This is a genomic window from Yersinia fenwicki, from assembly GCF_043099325.1.
Classification (GTDB): Bacteria; Pseudomonadota; Gammaproteobacteria; order Enterobacterales; family Enterobacteriaceae; genus Yersinia.
This window is the reverse complement of the sequence record NZ_CP170755.1, coordinates 2,462,051-2,482,742: the sequence shown is the minus strand read 5'-3', so window position 1 is coordinate 2,482,742 and position 20,692 is coordinate 2,462,051. Positions and strand designations below refer to the sequence as shown.

Sequence of the window (20,692 nt, the reverse complement as noted above, 5' to 3'; positions counted from 1 at the left end):
TTTACAGAAGTGTATTGAACAAAAGGGCGCTGAATTCAGCGCCCTTTTTGTCTCTATCGCACACAGGATTTGAATAAAATATTTTATAATCAAAAGCTTATAATATTTAACATTATTAAATTAAAATAGTCTGTTAATTTTACGGAGATTTATATTTCAGCTTGAATATTTCTATGGTCTCACGCCAGAAAATAGTGATGTATATCGCAACCTCAAAATTGTTTAAAAGCAAACTGGTAAGCTGAGTTAAAATATTGTTAAAGTTCTGGTGTCAATAAGTTTGCCTCCCTCATTGGGCGACTAATAATAATTTCAGGAGCGCTACCTTGGAAAAAGTATGGCTAAAGCGGTATCCGGCAGATGTCCCCGCAGAAATTGACCCGGATCGCTATTCTTCTTTGGTGGAAATGTTTGAGAACGCTGCATTACGTTATGCGGACCAACCTGCATTCATCAATATGGGGGAGGTGATGACCTTCCGTAAGCTGGAAGAGCGTAGCCGTGCTTTTGCCGCCTATTTACAGCAAGGTTTGGGGTTACAAAAAGGCGACCGTGTTGCATTGATGATGCCGAACCTACTGCAATATCCTATCGCTTTGTTTGGTATTTTACGCGCCGGTATGGTTGTAGTGAATGTTAACCCCTTGTATACCCCACGAGAATTAGAACATCAGCTTAATGATAGTGGCGCTGCGGCCATTGTTATTGTTTCCAACTTTGCTCATACATTGGAAAAAGTCGTATTTAAGACTCAGGTAAAGCACGTCATTCTGACTCGGATGGGCGACCAATTGTCGACCGCGAAAGGGACTTTAGTTAATTTTGTGGTTAAATATATCAAGCGCTTGGTGCCGAAATACTATTTGCCTGATGCTATTTCATTCCGCACTGCCTTACAGAAAGGTCGGCGGATGCAGTATGTGAAGCCGGATATCATCAATACAGATATGGCATTCTTGCAGTATACCGGCGGTACTACCGGCGTGGCGAAAGGGGCCATGTTAACTCACCGTAACATGCAATCGAATCTGGAACAGGCCAAGGCTGCCTACGCGCCATTGTTGCAGCCAGGTCACGAGCTAGTTGTGACGGCACTTCCTCTCTATCATATCTTTGCTTTGACCATGAACTGCTTGTTATTTATCGAATTGGGCGGGCGCAGCTTATTGATAACCAACCCGCGAGATATTCCAGGAATGGTGAAAGAGCTCAGCCGCTATCCCTTTACCGCGATGACGGGAGTTAATACGTTATTTAATGCGCTGTTAAATAACGAAGAGTTTACTAAATTAGATTTCTCGACATTACGGCTTTCTGTGGGGGGCGGCATGCCGGTGCAGAAAGCGGTGGCCGAAAAATGGGAAAAACTAACCGGGAAACATTTACTGGAAGGTTATGGTTTGACGGAGTGTTCGCCATTAGTCACTGGTAACCCTTATGATTTGAAACATTACAGTGGCAGTATTGGCTTACCCGTGCCATCTACCGATGTTCGGTTGGTGGATGATGAAGGCAACGATGTTGCTATGGGGGATCCGGGTGAACTGTGGGTGCGTGGACCGCAAGTTATGTTAGGCTATTGGCAACGCCCTGAAGCGACAGATGAAGTATTAAAAGACGGATGGTTGGCAACAGGTGATATTGCGACGTTAGATGAACAAGGCTTTTTGCGCATCGTTGATCGTAAAAAGGATATGATTCTGGTTTCAGGTTTTAACGTCTACCCTAACGAGATTGAAGATGTAGTGGCGTTACATACGAAAGTGCTGGAGTCTGCCGCTGTAGGAGTGCCTAATGAGGTTTCCGGTGAGACAGTAAAATTGTTTGTGGTAAAAAAAGATGCCTCATTGACTCAGGAAGAGCTGCTAACCCATTGCCGCCGCTACCTAACAGGGTATAAAGTACCGAGAATAGTAGAGTTCCGTGACGAATTGCCAAAATCGAACGTTGGCAAAATTTTGCGCAGGGAACTGCGTGACGATCAGATTAAAGCTAAGACTAGCGAGCAAAACGCAGCATAGCTTAGCGAGGGCGTCACTCAATCATCATCAACAACGCCGGTTATTACCGGCGTTGTTGTGTTTGCCATAGCACTAACGACTAATAGAGAATCACGTTTTGAATTATCAGTTGATCACGACCGACAGTGCGTTGCAGCAGGTCTGCGAACAAGCCCGTACACATGCTCATGTTGCGCTGGATACAGAGTTTGTCAGAACCCGTACCTACTACCCTCAGTTGGGCCTGATTCAACTGTATGACGGTGAACAACTTTCGCTGATTGATCCTTTGCCCATCACGCAGTGGCAGCCTTTCCGTGAGTTGTTGCAAGATTTAAATGTAGTGAAATATCTACATGCAGGCAGTGAAGATCTCGAAGTGTTCTTGAATGCCTTTCAACTTATGCCCACACCGATGATCGATACTCAGGTGTTGGCGGCATTTTCTGGCCGCTCGTTATCTTGCGGTTTCGCCATGTTGGTGAATGAATTTGAAGGCATCGAATTAGATAAAAGTGAATCTCGCACGGATTGGATTGCGCGTCCTCTGAGTGAAAAACAGTGTGATTATGCGGCAGCTGACGTTTTTTACCTGTTACCGTTAGCCACTAAATTAGTGGAAGCGACCGAAGCAGCAGGGCGTATGGACGCCGCTAAAGACGAATGTGAACTGTTGTGTCGCCGTCGTAGTGAAACACTCGATCCCGAATTAGCCTACCGTGAAATCACCAATGCCTGGCAGTTGCGCGGCCATCAGTTGGCTTGTCTGCAAAAGTTGGCGTCATGGCGCTTACGTCAGGCTCGTGAACGTGACCTGGCGGTGAACTTTGTGGTTCGCGAAGAGAGCTTGTGGCAAGTCGCCCGCTATCAGCCAACCTCGCTGGGCGAACTTGACTCTCTGGGATTAAGTGGGCAAGAGATCCGCTATCATGGCCGAACCTTGCTGGCGCTGGTAGTGGAAGGTAATGCCGTTCCTGAGAGTCAGTTGCCGCCACCGGTTATCAATCTGATTGATCAACCAGGCTACAAGAAAGTCTTTAAAGATATTAAAGCACTTATTGTATCGGTCAGTGAGCGCAGTGGGCTAAGTAGCGAATTGTTGGCGTCACGCCGCCAAATAAACCAATTACTCAGTTGGCATTGGAAATTGAAGTCAACAGAAACTCAACCTGAATTATTAAGTGGCTGGCGCGGGGATTTATTAGCTACGGGATTGACTGAGATCTTAAAGCAATATTAATAGCAGAAATAAGAGTTAAGAATTTCTTGTTTAGGTGGGCGTATATATAGCCAGTACAATCCTGGGTATATATACAGTTTATAAAAAAGAGCTACCCCCTGTAAATAAATACAGGGGGTAGTTATTGCGAAGAAATCATTTAGGCGTTTCTTCCGTTTCCGGTAATGTCACGTTAAGTTCAAGTACCGAAATATCATCCCCTTTCTGCTCAAATTGCACATGCAGCATTTCAGGGTCAATCTGAATATATTTACAAATAACCGCCAAAATATCGCGTTTCAAGTCAGGCAAATAATGGGGCTCACTGTCCCCACGACGACGCTCAGCGACGATAATTTGCAGCCGTTCCTTGGCTATATTGGCTGTCGGTTTTTTGCGGGACAGAAAAAAGTCTAACAAAGCCATGGTTTATCCCCCAAAAAGGCGTTTCAGGAAGCCCTTCTTCTCTTCTTCAATGAAGCGGAAGGGACGTTCTTCTCCTAGCAAACGGTCAACGGTATCGTCATAAGCTTTACCGGCATCTGACTCTTTGTCCAGAATCACAGGCTCGCCTTGGTTAGAGGCGCGCAATACAGACTGATCTTCTGGAATAACGCCAACCAGTGGTATCCTAAGAATATCAAGGACATCTTCCATGCTAAGCATATCGCCGCGATTAACACGCCCTGGGTTGTAGCGGGTCAACAGCAGATGTTCTTTAATGGGTTCCTGACCATTCTCAGCTCGACGTGACTTGGATGACAATATCCCGAGGATACGGTCTGAGTCACGAACTGAAGAAACTTCAGGGTTGGTCGTGATGACAGCTTCGTCAGCAAAATACAGTGCCATTAACGCACCGCTTTCGATGCCGGCAGGTGAGTCACACACGACAAACTCAAAATTCATTTCGCCAAGATCGTTTAAAATCTTTTCGACACCCTCTTTAGTCAGAGCGTCTTTGTCACGAGTCTGAGAAGCAGGCAGAATATACAAGTTATCCGTGCGCTTATCTTTTATTAATGCCTGGTTCAAAGTGGCGTCACCTTGAATCACATTAACAAAATCGTAAACTACCCGGCGTTCACAACCCATAATCAAGTCTAGATTCCGTAGTCCGATATCAAAATCGATAACAACGGTTTTTTTACCTTTTTGGGCCAAGCCGGTTGCGATAGCCGCGCTTGATGTGGTCTTGCCAACGCCCCCTTTACCCGATGTAACAACAATAATGCGTGCCATGAAATGGATTCCTTGTCAAAAGGGCTTAATTTAAAGGTTGTATAGTTAATGCGTTATCCAGCAAATGCAAACGCGCAGCTTGACCAAAATAATCACTGGGGATTTGATCACTTAACCAGTACTGCCCTGCGATAGAGACTAGTTCAGCACCCAGATGCGTGCAAAAAATCTGGCACTGCGCATCACCTGATGCACCTGCTAGCGCCCGACCGCGCATCATTCCATAGATATGAATATTGCCGTCGGCAATTAATTCAGCTCCAGCACTGACACTGCTGATAACAATCAAATCACAATTACGGGCATAAATCTGTTGGCCAGAACGGACAGGCGTGTTGATAATTCGTGTCTTGGTAGGAACATTTTCCGGTGGACTAACAACCGGCTCTGGTGCCATTTTCTGACCTTTACCTTCGCTCAGTAATGGCAAACCAGCCCGTGCTATCGCACGTTTTTGACGTTCATCCTGACAACCACTGATGCCAACAATACGCAGACCCGCTGAAGTGACAGCCTGTTGGAGATCTTTCCAGTTAGCACCGTTAGGTAACGTTGCAACGTTAATCACAACAGGGGCGTTTTTCAGGAAAGCGGGTGCTTGATCTACCTTTTCCTGTAATGCCTGACGGATTACCTCCGGTCGTGAATCATGTAAATGAATGACCGATAGGGTAAAACTACTGCCTTTTAACTCAATTGGCGATTGTGACATCTATCCTGACTCAGTTTCAGCTGCGTTTAATCCCCGGAATATCATTCGGGGTACAATATTCTGATCTTCCCAAGCATGTTATAGGTAATATAAAAATAAATCTATCCGTATCAATATATTGAATCCTAACATCCAAATGATGCCAATCTTGTAAGAAATTACAGCATAACTTCTCCTTATTCGCTAGCCCCGACTTGTCTATATTTGGCTAATATCACTGTCATGATTGTGTTGTTTATTTTTTCAACAGTCAGATTGGCCTCTTACCCGTTATTATCGTTTTTAAGATGAAGAAATAAGAGGGTGTAATGTGGCTATTAGGCGGTGAGATAAAATACCTCGTAATATTATTTCGGAGAAATCTCACTCAATACTTTATCAATCTGCGCCATGCATCGATAAAACAGAAACGAGTCACAAACTCGAAGGTTTTTGTTTTTTGCCCATAAATGAGGCGAATTACCGCTATTTTTAGTTATATAATATTGAGAATGACAATCATTTTGTGATATTTTTCGATGCCTACATTCATTAATCTAAAGGAAATCAATGATGAAACGGAGTTTCATCCCACTATCATTTATCGGTGTTATTGCCATATCAACGCCATTGCAAGTTGGGGCTGATTTTAGCTATCACGCTGAAATTCCAAAAGATAGTAAGATTTCTACGGATTATCTTGAAAAACGAAAAGCTTTGGGGGGAACGGGCCTTGATGCCCAATCATGGCAACGTCAACTGGACGAGGAGAAAGCGCGAAAGGACGCAGACGCGGCGAGGAATGAAAAGGAAAAACAGGTGAAATGCCAACAGCAGGAATATCAACAACGCCCGCGAGTGGATAGCACTAAGAATTCCTATTTAGTTCACGACCCTTGTGCTGCCAGTATCGGCATTGATATCCCCGTCTATTGATATCTCGGATAGGTGATATAGCAGGGCGTGTTATAATTGTCAGTTATACCGCCATACTTCAAGCTGCATGTGCGTTGGCTGCTTTCGTTCAGCCGAGTCACTTACTTGAGTAAGCGTCTTGGGGCACTCAATTGTCGCCTTCCTGCAACTCGAATTATTTAGGGTATATGACCCTTAAATTTATCGACTAGAGTCCAAAACATGCTTTGTGCTATCTATAGAAGCCCGAAACGGGATCAAACCTACCTTTATGTTGAAAAGAAAGACGATTTCTCGCGAGTGCCGGCTGAGTTACTCGCCAGTTTTGGTAAACCCCAATTTGCGATGTTGCTTTCACTTAATGAGCGCAAAAGCTTAGCCACAGCGGATATCGAAAAAGTGAAAAGTGCACTTGTCGATCAGGGCTTTTATCTGCAAGTCCCGCCACCGCCAGAAAGTTTATTAAAAATGCATTTGGGTGAAACGAAAGCTTAGTTCCCTCACGGTTTGTGGCTTTATAAAGGAACGCGTCGATGAAATTGTCTATGATTACAGTCGCTTTTGCGGCTGTTATATCTTTGGGGTGTGCTAACAAGAATACGGCCGCACCAATTCAAACGCCGGTTGCTGCACCACAAGCAGCGCCAACCCCAGCCCTTGCCAGCAATAACAACAGCAAAAAAATGTTATCCGAACAGGGGCGCGATCCGGCGCAGTTTCCTGCCTATGTTGAACAATTGAAAGCCCAGGCGCGGACTCAGGGAATCAGTGAGGCAACTTTGTCGGTTGCTTTCGCTAATATTCATTTTGTTGACCGGGTTATCCAATCAGATCGAAACCAGTTAGAAAAAAAGGTCACACTGGATGATTACCTCGCCAAAGTTTTGACGCCAAGTAAAATAGTGCAGGGCAAAGAGATTTATCAGCGCTACCAACCCCAATTATCACAAGCGACAGCACGCTACGGAGTACCTGAGCGCTATATTGTGGCGCTATGGGGAATGGAAAGTGGTTTTGGTAAGATTCAAGGTAAAAAAGATGTCATTTCGGCTTTATCAACTTTGGCATTTGAAGGGAGGCGAGAGGCGTTTTTCACCAAAGAGTTGATCGCTGCATTGAAGATAATTCAACAAGGTCGGGTTGAAGATCCACAATTAAAAGGGTCTTGGGCTGGTGCTATGGGGCAAAGTCAGTTTATGCCAAGTTCTTTTTTGACCTATGGTGCTGACGGTGATGGTGATGGCAAAGTTGATATTTGGAATAATATCGATGATGTGTTTGCTTCCACTGCTAACTATTTGTCTACTGAGGGGTGGAAACCGGGTATCGGCTGGGGGCAAGAAGCGCAGTTGCCTGAGGGCTTCAATGTTACCCTTGCTGGTTTGAAAGATAGCCAAGCCAAGAGCGTGGCCCAATGGCAGCAACTCGGTGTAGTCCCCAAGGGAAGTGTGGCTAACCCTGACTTGCGCGCCTGGGTGATCGTGCCCGATGATGTACAAGGTCGCGCGTTTCTGGTTTATGATAATTTCCGAACCATTATGCACTGGAACCGTTCTTACTATTTTGCTATCAGCATTGGTATGATGGCAGATAGCGTTAGTCAATAAATACTGTAGTCAATATGAGCTTGGCTGCGGGTAGTGTCTATCAGGATGTAATCAGGAGAGGCAGTATGTATCAACATAGAGACTGGCAAGGGGCTTTGCTGGATTTTCCAGTCAATAAAGTGGTTTGCGTAGGCAGTAACTATGCCGAACATATTAAAGAAATGGGCAGTACCACCTCAGTCGATCCAGTGCTGTTTATAAAGCCTGAAACGGCATTGTGTGATATTCGCCAGCCGGTTGCTATCCCGAAAGAGTTCGGTGCTGTTCATCATGAGGTAGAATTAGCCGTTTTGATCGGTACACCGTTAAAACAAGCGAATGAAGACAGAGCGGCTCGTGCTATTGCAGGGTATGGTGTGGCATTAGATTTAACTCTGCGCGAATTACAGGCCGGGTTGAAAAAAGCGGGGCAGCCGTGGGAAAAGGCCAAAGCATTTGATGGTTCGTGTCCAATTTCGGGTTTTATTCCTGTCGCTGAGTTTGGTGATGCGCAACAGGCTGAGTTATCTCTGTTTATCAATGATGAAATCCGTCAGCAGGGAAACACTCGCGATATGATTACGCCCATTCTGCCATTGATATGTTATATCAGCCGTTTCTTTACCTTACGGCCCGGCGATATTATTTTGACCGGTACGCCACAAGGTGTCGGTCCGATGGCATCGGGTGATATGCTAAAAATTGGCCTGAATGGCAAGACATTGAGCACTCGCGTACTCTAAATATAGGCCGCTCGGGCTTGTTGTTCGGGCGGCAAAACTTGCATCTGCTAGCTAAAGCGTCTATAACGACCCGCTCATTTAACTCTATATTTACTCACAACACCGGATACCGTTATGTCACAACTTCCTTTTTGGCAACAAAAAACACTCGCTGAAATGTCGGATAGCGAATGGGAATCCCTGTGCGACGGATGTGGTCAGTGCTGTTTAAATAAACTGATTGATGAAGACACGGATGAAATTTATTTCACCAATGTAGCTTGTGATCAGCTTAATCTAAAAACTTGTCAATGCCGTAACTATGAGCGCCGCTTCGAGTTAGAAGAGGATTGCATCAAATTAACGCGTGAAAACTTAGTGACTTTCGAATGGCTACCGCCTACCTGTGCCTATCGCTTAATTGGTGAAGGCCATGATTTACCTGACTGGCACCCATTATTAGCAGGTTCAAAATCTGCTATGCATGGCGAGCGGATTTCGGTGCGCCATATTGCTGTGCGCGAGAGTGAAGTGATTGATTGGCAAGACCATATCTTGAATAAACCACAGTGGGCTAGATAACTATTGGTATAGAAGTAATTTATATCGAATGGCTGCTGTTTGTGGAGTGAGTGAGGCATAGTCATTAAAACCAGCATTCAAAACAGCCATCTGGTCAAGATTGTTCTCTGACATCCATTTCCCGTATACGTTGTAAATCATCTGTGCTAAGGCATATGTTTCTTGTATTTAATCCCCGTCTTCTTGGGCATCGCATTCCATGCTGCCCCAATGAAATCGAGCAAATACCAGCCCCGCTAAGCCGCCAACAAGAGAAAGGTTGAAACACGTTGTTTTTCGGTATGTAAGCAACTCAATAAATGAGTAGTGACCGTTCAATATATCAACCAGTGCTCCGCAGACAATCAAGTCTTGTATGATGTAGATTACTGGGATAACAACAGCATACGTTGCTGCTAAATAGATAGGCAGGAATAGGCGATGCATTGTATCAATGCGCATGAAAAAGTCTCGTTAAAAGAAATACCATTTCACCAAAGCATCTTAGCGACCAGCTCAGAGCTTCGGTATAGCCCGAACCCGAAGTTTTTCCATTTGCATAAACTCCTGAAATAAGACCATCAAATTTAATGAATGTTCAAGAGGACGATTGTTGCTGAGTCGGTACTACATGGGCCGATCGTGGTTTTTATGCATGGGTATTTGTACGTGACCTGTGGACCTGTAAGGGTGGCTGGATCAGGTTATTCGCTGGCGGCAGAATGCGGGGAGGAAATAATGAATGATTATTGGTCTAAGAAGAAATATGTGGTCTGATAAATACACAATAAGCAAAAAAGGATATGAGAAATGAATGGTCTAATCAGAAAGAATTACTCAGAACTTGGTCAAGTTAAAGGGCCTTATGTCCATGCGGTAAAACATAACGAAACCCTTTATATCTCTGGGTTGACTGCTTTTGGAACCACATCTCAAGGAAAAAGTATTGCAGATCAAGCGGAGGAGATTTTTACTCAACTTTATTGTATAGCCTTGGCAGAAAAAACTTCGCTTAGTTCATTAATTAAAGTGACGGTTTTTGTGACTTCACTAGAAGATATAGAACAGTTACGTACAGTGTTATTTAGTCATTTTGGAGAGCATCTTCCTGCCAGTTCTTTAGTTCAAGTTACACAACTATTTTCAGCCGATCTAAATATTGAAATTGAGGCGATTTTAGCGCTCTAAATAGTATTTAACTCCTTACGATATATAGATTCCTGCGACATTGGCCTGATCCCGTGGTCAGTATTACCTGATGATGTTTTAACAGAAGCGCAAAATACAGGCCGGGCTTAATGGCCCGGTCTATTAACTCGCTTAAATAGTGTTGCTTTGTCCTGCATTCACGTTTTTACCATAACCGCCGATTGGCGCTTTCAACCTCACAATTAGTTGCGGACGTTTTTGATTGAATCCTGCTTACCCGGGTTACATTGCTCTTTTGTTCCCGGAAGATAAAATTTTCCTGCGGCATCAGGATCTGTTCCTCCGGGACAACCCGGGCGACCGGACGTATTATCTGAATTGCCTCCGTTCGAACCATTCCCGCCATCGGCACCGTTTCCTCCATTCCCCCCATCGCCGCCATTTGCAGCACTCACTGAAAAAGTTAACAACACGAAAAAACCGACAATAAAATGCTTGATCATGGTCATGCTCCATTATTTAACAGCAAGATATTTATTATATCGGTAAAACGATCAACCTTCTTTAATCCCTCGTTGTATGTTGTTTAGAATTGTACTTTATGTGTTTATCATAGTGTTTCCCCTGAACACTCCCGCTTGCGCCATAGGATTGACAATAGACTACAACAACCATATGAGGGTTTCATGATAGTTACCACTACGCCACGACTCATCATCCGAGCATTTAATGGCAAAGACGCGACGGAACTGTTCGACTATTTATCTTCGCCGCGCGCACCCTGTTTTTATGATGAAAAACTCAACTCCTTAGCTGAGGCAAAAGAAGAGGCGAATAAACGAGCTCAAGATAGCAGTCAGTTCGCAGTATGTATTAAAGAAAGTGACAAGCTTATTGGCCATCTGTTTGCCGATAATAGTGAAGAACCTGATCGAAATACCTGGAGCGTGGGCTGGCATTTTAATCCGCATTATGAAGGCCAGGGGTTTGCCACAGAATCCGTCGCTGCACTGTTTAATTATTTATTTACTGAAAAAGAAGCCAGGCGCCTTTATGCCTATGTTGAAGATGATAATTTAGCATCCCAGAGACTTTGCGACCGTCTTCATATGCGTCAGGAAGGTTGCTTCAGAGAATTTGTTTCCTTTGTAAGGGAGGATGGTGAGGAGAAATATGACAACACCTTTGTCTATGCACTTCTTAAAAAAGAGTGGCCTACAGCTCTGAGCATCTAGACTGCTTTGCGCTATAAGAGGGCGTAGCTGACATCGTATTGCGTTAAGTCTGAGGGGGCAGGTCAATAGGAACGGCCAGGATAATTTTACGTAGAAAGCGCACTTTCATAATCACCTGTTCTTATTCCAAATCAAATCTCATTCGATAGTGGAATGTTGTACTACCTATTCCTCTTTGTTGACGGAAGTATAAGAATGATTGATCACACCGGATTCAGCGTCACCAATCTTGAAGGCAGTAAAATTTTTTATATGCGTGTACTGGCATGCCTTGGTCATGTTGCCCGGCTTGAAATTGCGGCTAGGGCGGTAGGTTTTGGCCCGGCCCAGTCCGATGAAGGGGCAGATCCGGGAGGCGCGTTCTGGATAACACAGGGCACACCTTCCACGCCTCGGATGCATATTGCTTTCACTGCCAAAAATAAAGAGGAAGTGGAGGCATTCCACAGTACCGCCCTCCAGATCGGAGGAAAAGATAATGGTGCGCCAGGATATAGGCCTCAGTATCACCCCGGATATTACGCCTCGTTTATCCTTGATCCGGACGGGTATAACATTGAGGCGGTTTACCACGAGAGAAAATAATAACTAACTTAGCATTATCAAATATTTTATGAGAACCACGGGAAGCTAACGAAGTCACCTCAATGGCATTTCGTGGTGTTGTGCGTGTAAGTAACACGTTGAGTACAGCCGCCATAAATACAATCGCCCCAAAACTTTCACACTCGACTGACTTGCTCTATTTTCGCAGAAAATCATAAACAGCAACTATATTGCTAAACCCTAGACACCACTTGTTCCAGTGCATCTCCTTGTTTTGTAGCGGTTTATTTTGAATGAACCGCTGTGAGGTCGATAACTCGTCACTATCATCAACCAGATATGGCATACTAACGCCGAAATTTAACTAAGAAACTCAAAAAAATGAAATATTCTACTTTAGCCGCTGTCATCATCGGCCTATCCGCTACTTTAAGTAGTGTTTCACATCAAGTTCAGGCTGCTGGGACTTCATTGATTAATCTTGATTGCGAATTGAAAGAGGGCGGTAGCCTTTCTGCTGTATTGGATGGTCCTAATCAGCAATTGATCATTGATAAGTCAGTTTTTCAATTTGTTAAAGTTAATCCGGAAGGTCAGGGTGAATCATTAATCTTCCAGAAGGCAAATAATCAAGAACATGTTATTGCCGCGCTTAATATTTCTGCAATGCCAATCCGCTTGGCTATTGTTGATGGTGAGCAGGCTAGCCAGTATACTTGCACCCATACTAAAGCATAATAATCTGATTATGTTGGTAAAATAAGGCTGCCATAAGGTGGCCTTATTGAGTTTTATCACGACAAACCTATTATTTATTCTGTGTTAGCAAGAAATAAAAAATCCAGATTGTTCTGAAATGGAAGATTATATTCAATTAGGCTTGATGAAATATTACAACGCTGTATGATTATTAGACATACGAAGTTAAAGCCTGGTGCAGATTACGGGACAAGTTGTTTAACAGAAAAACGTATTGGGCCGATTGCCAGTGTGTTTCTCTGTTATGCAATAGTCATGCTTAGGCTGTGTAACGTTGGAGTGTACGATGAACGCTTACACCATAACATGACGGCCGGGAAAGTACCGGCACCCTTTCAAAACCCTGGTTTTCGCCGGGGCTTTTTATATGGACGATTGAGTCAGCATGACGTTCATATTTATATTCTCGTATTCCTCTCTTTTTTCTGTCAATAAGTCCGATTAAACCAATGGATGGATTAGTCTCTCAGTCAACACTGAAGTTACCCACAAAGCAGTAAGTGAGTCCTCCACCAGGAGCGTTAAATAGCTTGATTGATGCCACCGCGATAATATCTGCTTCTGCAATTACTGAGAAGGGGGCGGTGATTGGTGACCACAACTTGATTCAGCAAAATGTCACCATCCACCGGGATACGTTACAGGGTAGTGGGATTTACATATATTGTTAATGATAATAATTTGATGAGCCATGTCCATATTGGTCACGATTGTAACGTGGCTAGTCACTGTTTATTCGCGTCAAATGTGGGTTTGGCTGGGCATGTTGAAGTTGACGACTTTGCCATTATCAGTGCAGGCAGTGCTGTACATCAATTCTGTGTGATAGGAACCTACGTATTAATCAATACCGGTGCTTGTGTGGTGCAGGATATTCCTCCTTATGTCATAGCTGAGGGAAATCGTGCCGTACCCGTAGGCATAAAAGAAACTGGAGTCGAGACTGATTGGATAAATAGCGGTGACCGGCGAGCAGTTATAGAGGCTTATCGTCTTATTTATTATACGGGTAAGTTAGTGGCTGATGTGAATAATGAGATTGCGTTATTGGCTAAAGAGTGGCAAATACTGTTGGCATATAAACCTTTTTTCAGCCGCTCGGCTCGTGGCATTATTCGTTAATCAATAATGTGTTAGATCGCGAGCTTCATTCGATATTCAGAATATAAAAAGGCGCCACATTTCTGGGCGCCTTAAAGAGATAAAGATATGTGTGAAAATGATCAACCGAAATGAAAACTATCAATCGAAATGAAAACTATCGACTAAACAGATCGCGTCTTTTCGGTTTAACAAACTGACTGATCAGCACTAATATCGCTATAAACAGGTAAGCGGCAAAAATACCGACTAACCACTGCGGCATTTCCAACGACAGAAATTCCCACTGTTTTACTGCACAATCACCACTGGCCACAAAGACAGCTGGGAACCATTTATCTAGCGGCAACCATGAAGGGAAGCTCACAAAGAAATCGCAGGTGGTGAAGGGGGATGGATGCAGTTGCAGCATGGTGTGTGTCCAGGCGAGCTGGACCCCTTTCCAGGCGCTGTAAATCCAGATAAAAATAGCCAGATAGCGCAGGGGGGATTTAGGCGCGATAGCACCCAGCAATGATGCGCCAAGAATACCGAATAATGCGGCCCGTTCATAAATACACATGACGCAAGGCTGTAGCAGCATCACGTGTTGAAAATAGAGCGCAACCAATTCTAATACAAGTGCAGTCAGGGCCATTAATAGCCAAGCACCGCGCCCTTTAGAGCAGCGGTTAAGAAATTGCAACATATCTTTATTTTCCATGCAGTAAGCAATTGTACTGGCAGTGTAAACCAATTCATCTTTGCTGCCAGCTACCCAACGGTAAAATTAGGCAAAAATCAGCGATTTCTCGCCTAAGACAGCCATCAGAAGCATCAATTTTGCTTTGGGTGAGATATTGGCTTGTTTTGCCAGCCCATCTTAGCCCCGTATAGCGAGGAGATAGTGGGCTGGCACAGACTATAAGGCAAGTCATTAGTGTGTAATGCTAACTCCCGCAGCGATATGAGGCAAACTTATCCAACCACTTTGCATCATCCACTCCGTCACAGGAACTAATAAATACTCCACACCGAGCAGACCAACACCTGTCATGACTATGGTATAAGGCAGAGCCATGTATACCATTCGGCCATAGGACAGGCGAATCAGCGGGGCGAGCGCTGAGGTCAGCAAGAACAAGAACGCGGCCTGACCATTAGGTGTTGCCACCGAGGGCAGGTTGGTACCGGTGTTGATGGCGACGGCCAACAGCTCGAACTGTTGCAGCGAGATAACGCCCAATTCAAATGCTTTCCGCGCCTCATTAATATAGACGGTACCGACAAAGACATTGTCAGAAACCGAGGACAGTAAGCCATTAAACAGATAAAACAGGGATAATTGGGCCGAGGGTGAGGATTGTAAAACAAACTGAATAATCGGAGTGAATAAGCTTTGTTCGATAATTACTGCGACTACGGCAAAAAACACCGTAAGCAGCGCAGTGAAAGGCAGTGCTTCCTGAAATGCCTTACCCAGAGCATGTTCATTGGTGATACCACAAAAAGAGGTGGCGAGAATAATGACCGATAACCCCACTAAGCCTACTTCAGCCAAATGTAGCGCCAGTGCAAGAACCAACCAAACGCCGATCAGTGCTTGAACCAGCAGCTTCACTTTCTCTTGGCGATTGCGTTTCGTGCTGGCCTGCTTATCGTAATCAGTCAGAACCTGACGCACACGCTCAGGTAGCGCGGCACCATAGCCAAACAGTTTAAAATGCTCGACCAGTATGCAAACCAATAATCCACAACACAGCACGGGTAGGGTGACGGGCAGCATCCGCATAAAGAAATCACCAAAATGCCAACCGGCACTTTTGGCGATAATCAGGTTTTGCGGTTCCCCCACCATCGTCATCACGCCACCCAGCGCCGTTCCTACACCAGCATGCATCATCAGGCTGCGCAGAAATGCACGGAATTGTTCCAGCGTTTTACGATTTTCCTGACTGTCGATCCAACTATCATCATTAATGTCTTTATCTGAGTGATTTGAGGCAACATGATGATAAATAGTATAAAAACCTACTGACACACTTATGACAACGGCGATAACGGTCAATGCATCCAGGAAGGCGGAAAGGAAGGCAGAAGCGACACAGAAAGCGAGTGAAAGAGTGATTTTTGAACGGATGCTTAGCAGCAGTTTGGTAAAAATAAACAGCAAGAGTTGCTTCATAAAGTAGATGCCCGCCACCATAAATACCAGTAGCAACAGAACTTCAAGGTTATTGGCAATTTCTTCTGCTACTTGATGCGGGCTGGTCATCCCAATAGCGACGGCTTGAATAGCGAGTAAACCACCGGGCTGTAACGGATAACATTTCAGTGCCATCGCTAGCGTGAAGATAAATTCAATCACCAGCATCCAACCGGCAACAAAAGGACTGACAAAAAAGAACACCAACGGGTTAATGATGAGAAACGCTATAATTGCCAGCTTGTACCAATCTGGTGAATTGCCAAGAAAATTTCTGAGTACGGCTTGTCTAATGGTTATATCCATTGTGAGCTATGGTCTCCTTAATAAATTATTATATCCGTGATACTTCAAGCCGCATGCGTAGTGGTTGTGCGCAGTGACTCGAATTATTTAGGATATATGGCGCTATTACTGCTTAAGGTTACATTTTACTTTACGTTATTGGCCTAAAAGCAATATGTATAATCTGTTCATCATGACATCTGCGCAATTTTTGCAACTTTATGACTGCTTTCACCATTTGTTCGGCTCTGGATCTATATCGGAATAGAGTCGTCTGGTATGATGAGCATACTAAATTGCTGATATTTATCGCTACGGAACGTCAAAAAATATGGTTATAAAGGCGCAAAGTCCTGCCGGTTTCGCGGAAGAGTATATTATTGAAAGCATTTGGAATAATCGCTTCCCTCCAGGCACTATTTTGCCCGCGGAGCGCGAACTTTCAGAGCTGATTGGAGTGACCCGCACAACATTGCGCGAAGTACTACAACGGCTAGCCCGCGATGGCTGGCTCACTATTCAGCACGGTAAACCAACGAAAGTAAACAACTTTTGGGAGACGTCCGGTCTTAATATTTTGGAAACATTGGCGCGGCTTGACCACGACAGCGTGCCACAATTGATAGATAACTTACTGGCTGTTCGAACCAACATCGCGACAATTTTTGTCCGGACAGCTATTCGCAATCATCCCGACAAAGCGCAGGAAATTCTGGCACAAGCGCAGACGGTTGACGATAACGCAGAATCTTTCACTGCACTGGATTACGGTATTTTCCGTGGTTTGGCTTTTGCTTCAGGCAACCCGATTTACGGTTTAATCCTTAATGGTTTGAAAGGATTGTACACTCGCGTCGGGCGTTACTATTTCTCAAATCCAGAAGCGCGTAAGTTGGCACTGACGTTTTATAGCCGCTTGTCGACACTGTGCGATGAGAAAGCCTACGACCAGGTGTTGGATTGCCTGCGTACCTACGGTAAAGAGAGCGGGGCCATCTGGCACAGTATGCAGGGCACTATGCCAAGTGATTTGGCAGAAGCGCGCCGCTAGAAGCACAATCCGTAAAAATAGAACAGTAAAAAGGGGCCAGCGGCGCCCCTTTTCCATTTGATATCAACACCGATACTACGAGATTAGAGCTTATTGGCTCTGGGTGGAATGCTGTCGAGCAATTCAATACTGCCATCATCATTGAGTTGTTCCATATGAATATCAAACCCCCATAAGCGATGTATATGTTTCATCACTTGCTGACGACTTTTATCCAGTGGTGCTCGGTCATGGGGAATATAGCGCAGCGTCAGAGAACGATCCCCGCGCAGATCAACATTCCAGACTTGAATATTAGGTTCATGATTACTCAAGTTATATTGAGCAGATAATTCATTACGAATGGCACGATAGCCTTCTTCGTTATGAATGGCCGAAATTTCCAGATAGTTATTCTTATCGTCATCCAGCACAGTGAAGAGACGGAAGTCACGCATCACTTTTGGTGATAAGAACTGACTAATGAAACTTTCATCTTTAAAATCGCGCATCGCAAAATGCAGTGTATCCAGCCAGTCTTTACCCGCAATATTCGGGAACCAGTAATAATCTTCTTCGGTGGGAGATTGACAGATGCGCTTGATGTCCTGGAACATGGCAAACCCAAGAGCATAAGGGTTGATGCCACTGTAATAAGGGCTGTTATACGGCGGTTGATACACCACATTGGTGTGGCTGTGCAGAAACTCCATCATAAACCGATCACTGACCCGACCTTCATCGTATAAATGATTAAGAATGGTGTAATGCCAGAACGTTGCCCAACCTTCGTTCATCACCTGGGTCTGTTTCTGCGGATAAAAATATTGGCTCACTTTGCGCACAATCCGCAGCACTTCCCGCTGCCATGACTCCAGCAATGGGGCGTTCTTCTCCATAAAATAGAGCAGATTCTCTTGCGGCTCACTTGGGTAGCGCTGTGCTTGGGTTTGCACCTCTTCTTTGTCTTTACGTGGCAAGGTTTTCCATAAGGCGTTGACCTGGCTTTGCAGATATTCCTCTCGACTTTTTTGCCGCGCAGTCTCCTCAACCAACGAGATTTTTTGCGGGCGTTTATAGCGGTCAACACCATAATTCATCAGTGCATGGCAAGAATCGAGCAGTCGTTCAACCTCTTCCACACCATAGCGCTCTTCGCATTCACTGATGTAATGGCGAGCAAATAATAAATAATCAACGATGGAACTGGCATCAGTCCATGCGCGGAATAAATAATTATTCTTAAAGAAAGAATTATGGCCATAGCAGGCGTGAGCCATTACTAAAGCTTGCATGGTAATGGTGTTTTCTTCCATTAAATATGCAATGCAAGGATTGGAGTTAATCACAATCTCATAGGCCAACCCTTGCTGGCCGTGCTTATATTTTTGCTCGGTTTCGATAAATTTTTTACCGAAAGACCAGTGGGTATAATTAATGGGCATGCCAATACTTGAGTAGGCATCCATCATTTGTTCCGAGGTAATAACCTCAATCTGGTGGGGGTAGGTATCGAGCCGGTAATGTTTTGCCACCCGATCTATTTGATCCAGATAGACCTGTAATAATTCAAATGTCCAGTCTGGGCCGTCAGTCAGGCGCTTATCTTGCGCGGTGTGTTTCGATGTTGAAGTTGTCATTAGCGCATCCTCACGGTTTATAACCCTGCAAAATACTGGTCACTTCAATAATCCTAGCTCAATATGAATAAATTGAGGCCTGTCTTGATGTTATGTCAATGAATATCCGTCATCTTTCAAAAGAGAGGTTCTCCATAGCGGGATTTGTGCCGGTTTTTACTGGCAGACGTTATTATCTCAAAAGAGACGTAATTAGATTATTACTCTGTTTGTTTGGGGTTATTGCGGAATATAAAACCGATAAAATTAATATTAGCAATATGCTAATTATTCATGCTGTAAATAGAGGTAATTAGCGTTATTTTCAGTCATTTTTTCTTATATGCCACTTTAAATAGCCTGTTATCGCTATTTGTAGCCTGCTATTGAATTGGAAAGTGATTGCAGTGTAAATTAAATGTGAATTAAGTCACAGTCTATCATTAATGTGTTGGATAGTTTTTTCTGCTGAGTTAATTTTCTGTCAACAGAATATTGTGCTTTTGATGCATTTTTGTGTGGGGGTGATATGCGCGTTGTCATTTTAGGAAGTGGTGTGGTTGGTGTTGCCAGTGCCTGGTACTTAGCGAAAGATGGACATGATGTCACAGTCATTGACCGGCAGGATGGGCCAGCTCAGGAAACCAGTGCTGGTAATGCGGGCCAGATATCTCCCGGCTACGCGGCACCTTGGGCTGCCCCCGGTGTTCCTCTAAAAGCGATTAAATGGATGTTCCAACGCCATGCGCCGTTGGCGATACATCTGGATGGCAGTGCTTCGCAGATGCGCTGGATGTGGCAAATGCTGAGAAACTGTGACACTTCCCACTATATGATTAACAAAAGCCGTATGGTGCGGTTGGCCGAGTACAGTCGTGATTGCTTGAAAGATCTACGCGAAGATACTGGTATTCAGTACGAAGGACGGCAAGGGGGGACGTTGCAATTATTCCGTACTGAACAGCAATTTGATAATGCAGCCAAAGATATTGCGGTATTGGAAGATGCGGGGGTACCTTATTCGCTGTTAACCGCGGATCAACTTGCTACCGTCGAACCTGCTCTGGCAAAAGTGGCGCATAAGCTCACTGGCGGCTTACGTCTACCTAATGATGAAACTGGCGACTGTAAGTTGTTTACCGAGCGGCTGGCAAAAATGGCCGAACAGGCCGGCGTGAAATTTATCTTCAATCGCTCAGTGGAGAAACTGCTAGTGGACGGGGATCAAATCGCTGGCGTGTTGTGCGGTGATGACATCATCAGAGCCGATGCTTATGTCGTGGCTTTTGGCGCTTATTCAACTGCGCTGCTGGCGGGATTGGTGTCAATTCCGGTTTATCCGCTAAAAGGTTACTCCCTGACCATCCCCATAACAAACCCTGATTGCGCACCCTATTCTACCGTGCTGGATGAAACCTATAAGATAGCCATTACCCGTTTTGACGATCGCATTCGGGTGGGCGGTATGGCGGAAATTGTGGGATTTAACACCCAATTGGAACAGGCGCGGCGAGAAACACTGGAAATGGTCGTCGCCGATTTGTATCCCGATGGCGGTAATATCAGTCAGGCGACATTTTGGACTGGCCTGCGCCCGATGACGCCGGATGGTACACCTATTGTTGGACGAACTTCTCTGAAGAATCTCTACCTCAATACCGGGCATGGCACTCTAGGTTGGACTATGGCATGCGGTTCAGGCCAGCTATTGGCCGATATTATGTATGGTCGGCGTCCTGCCATTCTGGCCGATGATCTTTCAGTCTCACGCTATAGCGCGGGCTTTCGGCCGCTGAGTGTTGCGCCTTTGCACGCCATTCAAAAGCAATCCTATTAATTACCACAGC

Annotated in this window: 21 protein-coding genes and 1 pseudogene; 14 read left to right on the top strand and 8 right to left on the bottom strand. The window is 44.7% G+C overall.

Annotated elements, in window-relative coordinates; all coding sequences use genetic code 11:
- Nucleotides 1-326 precede the first annotated feature (326 nt).
- Together fadD and rnd are read left to right on the top strand one after the other, a co-directional pair.
- A complete protein-coding gene (gene fadD, locus ACF3VQ_RS11450) occupies nt 327-2,021 on the top strand; it encodes a long-chain-fatty-acid--CoA ligase FadD (protein WP_392430918.1) in 1,695 nt (564 codons plus the stop codon).
- 97 nt (nt 2,022-2,118) lie between these two features.
- Nucleotides 2,119-3,240, top strand: coding sequence for a ribonuclease D (gene rnd / locus ACF3VQ_RS11445; protein WP_392430916.1), 1,122 nt, complete (start codon nt 2,119-2,121; stop codon nt 3,238-3,240).
- 135 nt (nt 3,241-3,375) lie between these two features.
- Here the strand turns inward: rnd and minE are convergent, their stop codons facing one another.
- Genes minE through minC form a run of 3 tightly spaced genes read right to left on the bottom strand, consistent with a single transcriptional unit; the run spans nt 3,376 to nt 5,173 of the window.
- Nucleotides 3,376-3,645 carry a cell division topological specificity factor MinE gene (gene minE / locus ACF3VQ_RS11440; RefSeq protein WP_002211180.1) on the bottom strand — a complete coding sequence of 90 codons (270 nt, stop codon included), beginning with the start codon at nt 3,643-3,645 and terminating at the stop codon, nt 3,376-3,378.
- Nucleotides 3,646-3,648: 3 nt separating this feature from the next.
- The gene (minD, locus tag ACF3VQ_RS11435) at nt 3,649-4,461 is read right to left on the bottom strand and encodes a septum site-determining protein MinD (protein ID WP_005163000.1); all 813 of its coding nucleotides are present in this window, start codon (nt 4,459-4,461) and stop codon (nt 3,649-3,651) included.
- Between the two features lie 25 nt (nt 4,462-4,486).
- Nucleotides 4,487-5,173, bottom strand: a complete 687-nt coding sequence (gene minC, locus ACF3VQ_RS11430; RefSeq protein ID WP_005169220.1) for a septum site-determining protein MinC — start codon at nt 5,171-5,173, stop codon at nt 4,487-4,489.
- 552 nt (nt 5,174-5,725) lie between these two features.
- On the opposite strand from minC, the gene ACF3VQ_RS11425 reads away from it, so the two are divergent.
- The 5 genes from ACF3VQ_RS11425 to ACF3VQ_RS11405 all read left to right on the top strand — a co-directional run bounded on the left by ACF3VQ_RS11425 (nt 5,726) and on the right by ACF3VQ_RS11405 (nt 8,957).
- Nucleotides 5,726-6,088, top strand: a complete 363-nt coding sequence (locus tag ACF3VQ_RS11425; protein WP_392435545.1) for a hypothetical protein — start codon at nt 5,726-5,728, stop codon at nt 6,086-6,088.
- 201 nt (nt 6,089-6,289) lie between these two features.
- On the top strand, nt 6,290-6,562 hold the full coding sequence (locus tag ACF3VQ_RS11420) for a YcgL domain-containing protein (RefSeq protein WP_392430912.1): 273 nt from the start codon (nt 6,290-6,292) through the stop codon (nt 6,560-6,562).
- A gap of 38 nt (nt 6,563-6,600) precedes the next feature.
- Nucleotides 6,601-7,674: a lytic transglycosylase domain-containing protein gene (locus tag ACF3VQ_RS11415; protein ID WP_392430910.1), complete on the top strand. Its 1,074-nt coding sequence runs from the start codon at nt 6,601-6,603 to the stop codon at nt 7,672-7,674.
- Between the two features lie 65 nt (nt 7,675-7,739).
- Nucleotides 7,740-8,396 carry a fumarylacetoacetate hydrolase family protein gene (locus tag ACF3VQ_RS11410; RefSeq protein WP_392430907.1) on the top strand — a complete coding sequence of 219 codons (657 nt, stop codon included), beginning with the start codon at nt 7,740-7,742 and terminating at the stop codon, nt 8,394-8,396.
- A 114-nt stretch (nt 8,397-8,510) separates the two neighbouring features.
- The gene (locus ACF3VQ_RS11405) at nt 8,511-8,957 is read left to right on the top strand and encodes a YcgN family cysteine cluster protein (protein ID WP_019079613.1); all 447 of its coding nucleotides are present in this window, start codon (nt 8,511-8,513) and stop codon (nt 8,955-8,957) included.
- 168 nt (nt 8,958-9,125) lie between these two features.
- Here ACF3VQ_RS11405 and ACF3VQ_RS11400 read toward each other — a convergent pair whose 3' ends face one another.
- Entirely contained in the window at nt 9,126-9,398 is a 273-nt protein-coding gene (locus ACF3VQ_RS11400; RefSeq protein ID WP_392430905.1) for a hypothetical protein, read from the bottom strand.
- A gap of 348 nt (nt 9,399-9,746) precedes the next feature.
- Here ACF3VQ_RS11400 and ACF3VQ_RS11395 point away from each other — a divergent pair, with 348 nt between their 5' ends.
- Nucleotides 9,747-10,124, top strand: a complete 378-nt coding sequence (locus tag ACF3VQ_RS11395) for a RidA family protein (RefSeq protein ID WP_392430902.1) — start codon at nt 9,747-9,749, stop codon at nt 10,122-10,124.
- A gap of 203 nt (nt 10,125-10,327) precedes the next feature.
- On the opposite strand, the gene ACF3VQ_RS11390 is transcribed toward ACF3VQ_RS11395, so the two are convergent.
- Complete coding sequence (locus ACF3VQ_RS11390; RefSeq protein WP_392430900.1) at nt 10,328-10,588, bottom strand: hypothetical protein; 261 nt, start codon at nt 10,586-10,588, stop codon at nt 10,328-10,330.
- 183 nt (nt 10,589-10,771) lie between these two features.
- Here ACF3VQ_RS11390 and ACF3VQ_RS11385 point away from each other — a divergent pair, with 183 nt between their 5' ends.
- The 4 genes and pseudogenes from ACF3VQ_RS11385 to ACF3VQ_RS11370 all read left to right on the top strand — a co-directional run bounded on the left by ACF3VQ_RS11385 (nt 10,772) and on the right by ACF3VQ_RS11370 (nt 13,747).
- Nucleotides 10,772-11,320, top strand: a complete 549-nt coding sequence (locus ACF3VQ_RS11385; protein ID WP_392430898.1) for a GNAT family N-acetyltransferase — start codon at nt 10,772-10,774, stop codon at nt 11,318-11,320.
- Nucleotides 11,321-11,515: 195 nt separating this feature from the next.
- A complete protein-coding gene (locus ACF3VQ_RS11380) occupies nt 11,516-11,905 on the top strand; it encodes a VOC family protein (protein WP_392430895.1) in 390 nt (129 codons plus the stop codon).
- A gap of 342 nt (nt 11,906-12,247) precedes the next feature.
- Nucleotides 12,248-12,604 carry a hypothetical protein gene (locus tag ACF3VQ_RS11375; RefSeq protein WP_392430892.1) on the top strand — a complete coding sequence of 119 codons (357 nt, stop codon included), beginning with the start codon at nt 12,248-12,250 and terminating at the stop codon, nt 12,602-12,604.
- Between the two features lie 551 nt (nt 12,605-13,155).
- Nucleotides 13,156-13,747 (top strand): annotated as a pseudogene (locus ACF3VQ_RS11370) (hypothetical protein).
- Nucleotides 13,748-13,883: 136 nt separating this feature from the next.
- On the opposite strand, the gene dsbB reads toward ACF3VQ_RS11370, so the two are convergent.
- Together dsbB and nhaB are read right to left on the bottom strand one after the other, a co-directional pair.
- Complete coding sequence (dsbB, locus tag ACF3VQ_RS11365) at nt 13,884-14,414, bottom strand: disulfide bond formation protein DsbB (RefSeq protein ID WP_011816443.1); 531 nt, start codon at nt 14,412-14,414, stop codon at nt 13,884-13,886.
- Nucleotides 14,415-14,642: 228 nt separating this feature from the next.
- Complete coding sequence (gene nhaB / locus ACF3VQ_RS11360; protein WP_392430890.1) at nt 14,643-16,217, bottom strand: sodium/proton antiporter NhaB; 1,575 nt, start codon at nt 16,215-16,217, stop codon at nt 14,643-14,645.
- 310 nt (nt 16,218-16,527) lie between these two features.
- Here nhaB and fadR point away from each other — a divergent pair, with 310 nt between their 5' ends.
- Entirely contained in the window at nt 16,528-17,247 is a 720-nt protein-coding gene (fadR, locus tag ACF3VQ_RS11355) for a fatty acid metabolism transcriptional regulator FadR (protein ID WP_392430888.1), read from the top strand.
- Between the two features lie 83 nt (nt 17,248-17,330).
- On the opposite strand, the gene ACF3VQ_RS11350 is transcribed toward fadR, so the two are convergent.
- A complete protein-coding gene (locus ACF3VQ_RS11350) occupies nt 17,331-18,866 on the bottom strand; it encodes a SpoVR family protein (RefSeq protein ID WP_392430886.1) in 1,536 nt (511 codons plus the stop codon).
- A gap of 508 nt (nt 18,867-19,374) precedes the next feature.
- Here ACF3VQ_RS11350 and ACF3VQ_RS11345 point away from each other — a divergent pair.
- Nucleotides 19,375-20,682 (top strand): D-amino acid dehydrogenase, encoded by a 1,308-nt coding sequence (locus tag ACF3VQ_RS11345; RefSeq protein WP_392430884.1) that lies wholly within the window; start codon nt 19,375-19,377, stop codon nt 20,680-20,682.
- Nucleotides 20,683-20,692: the final 10 nt, after the last annotated feature.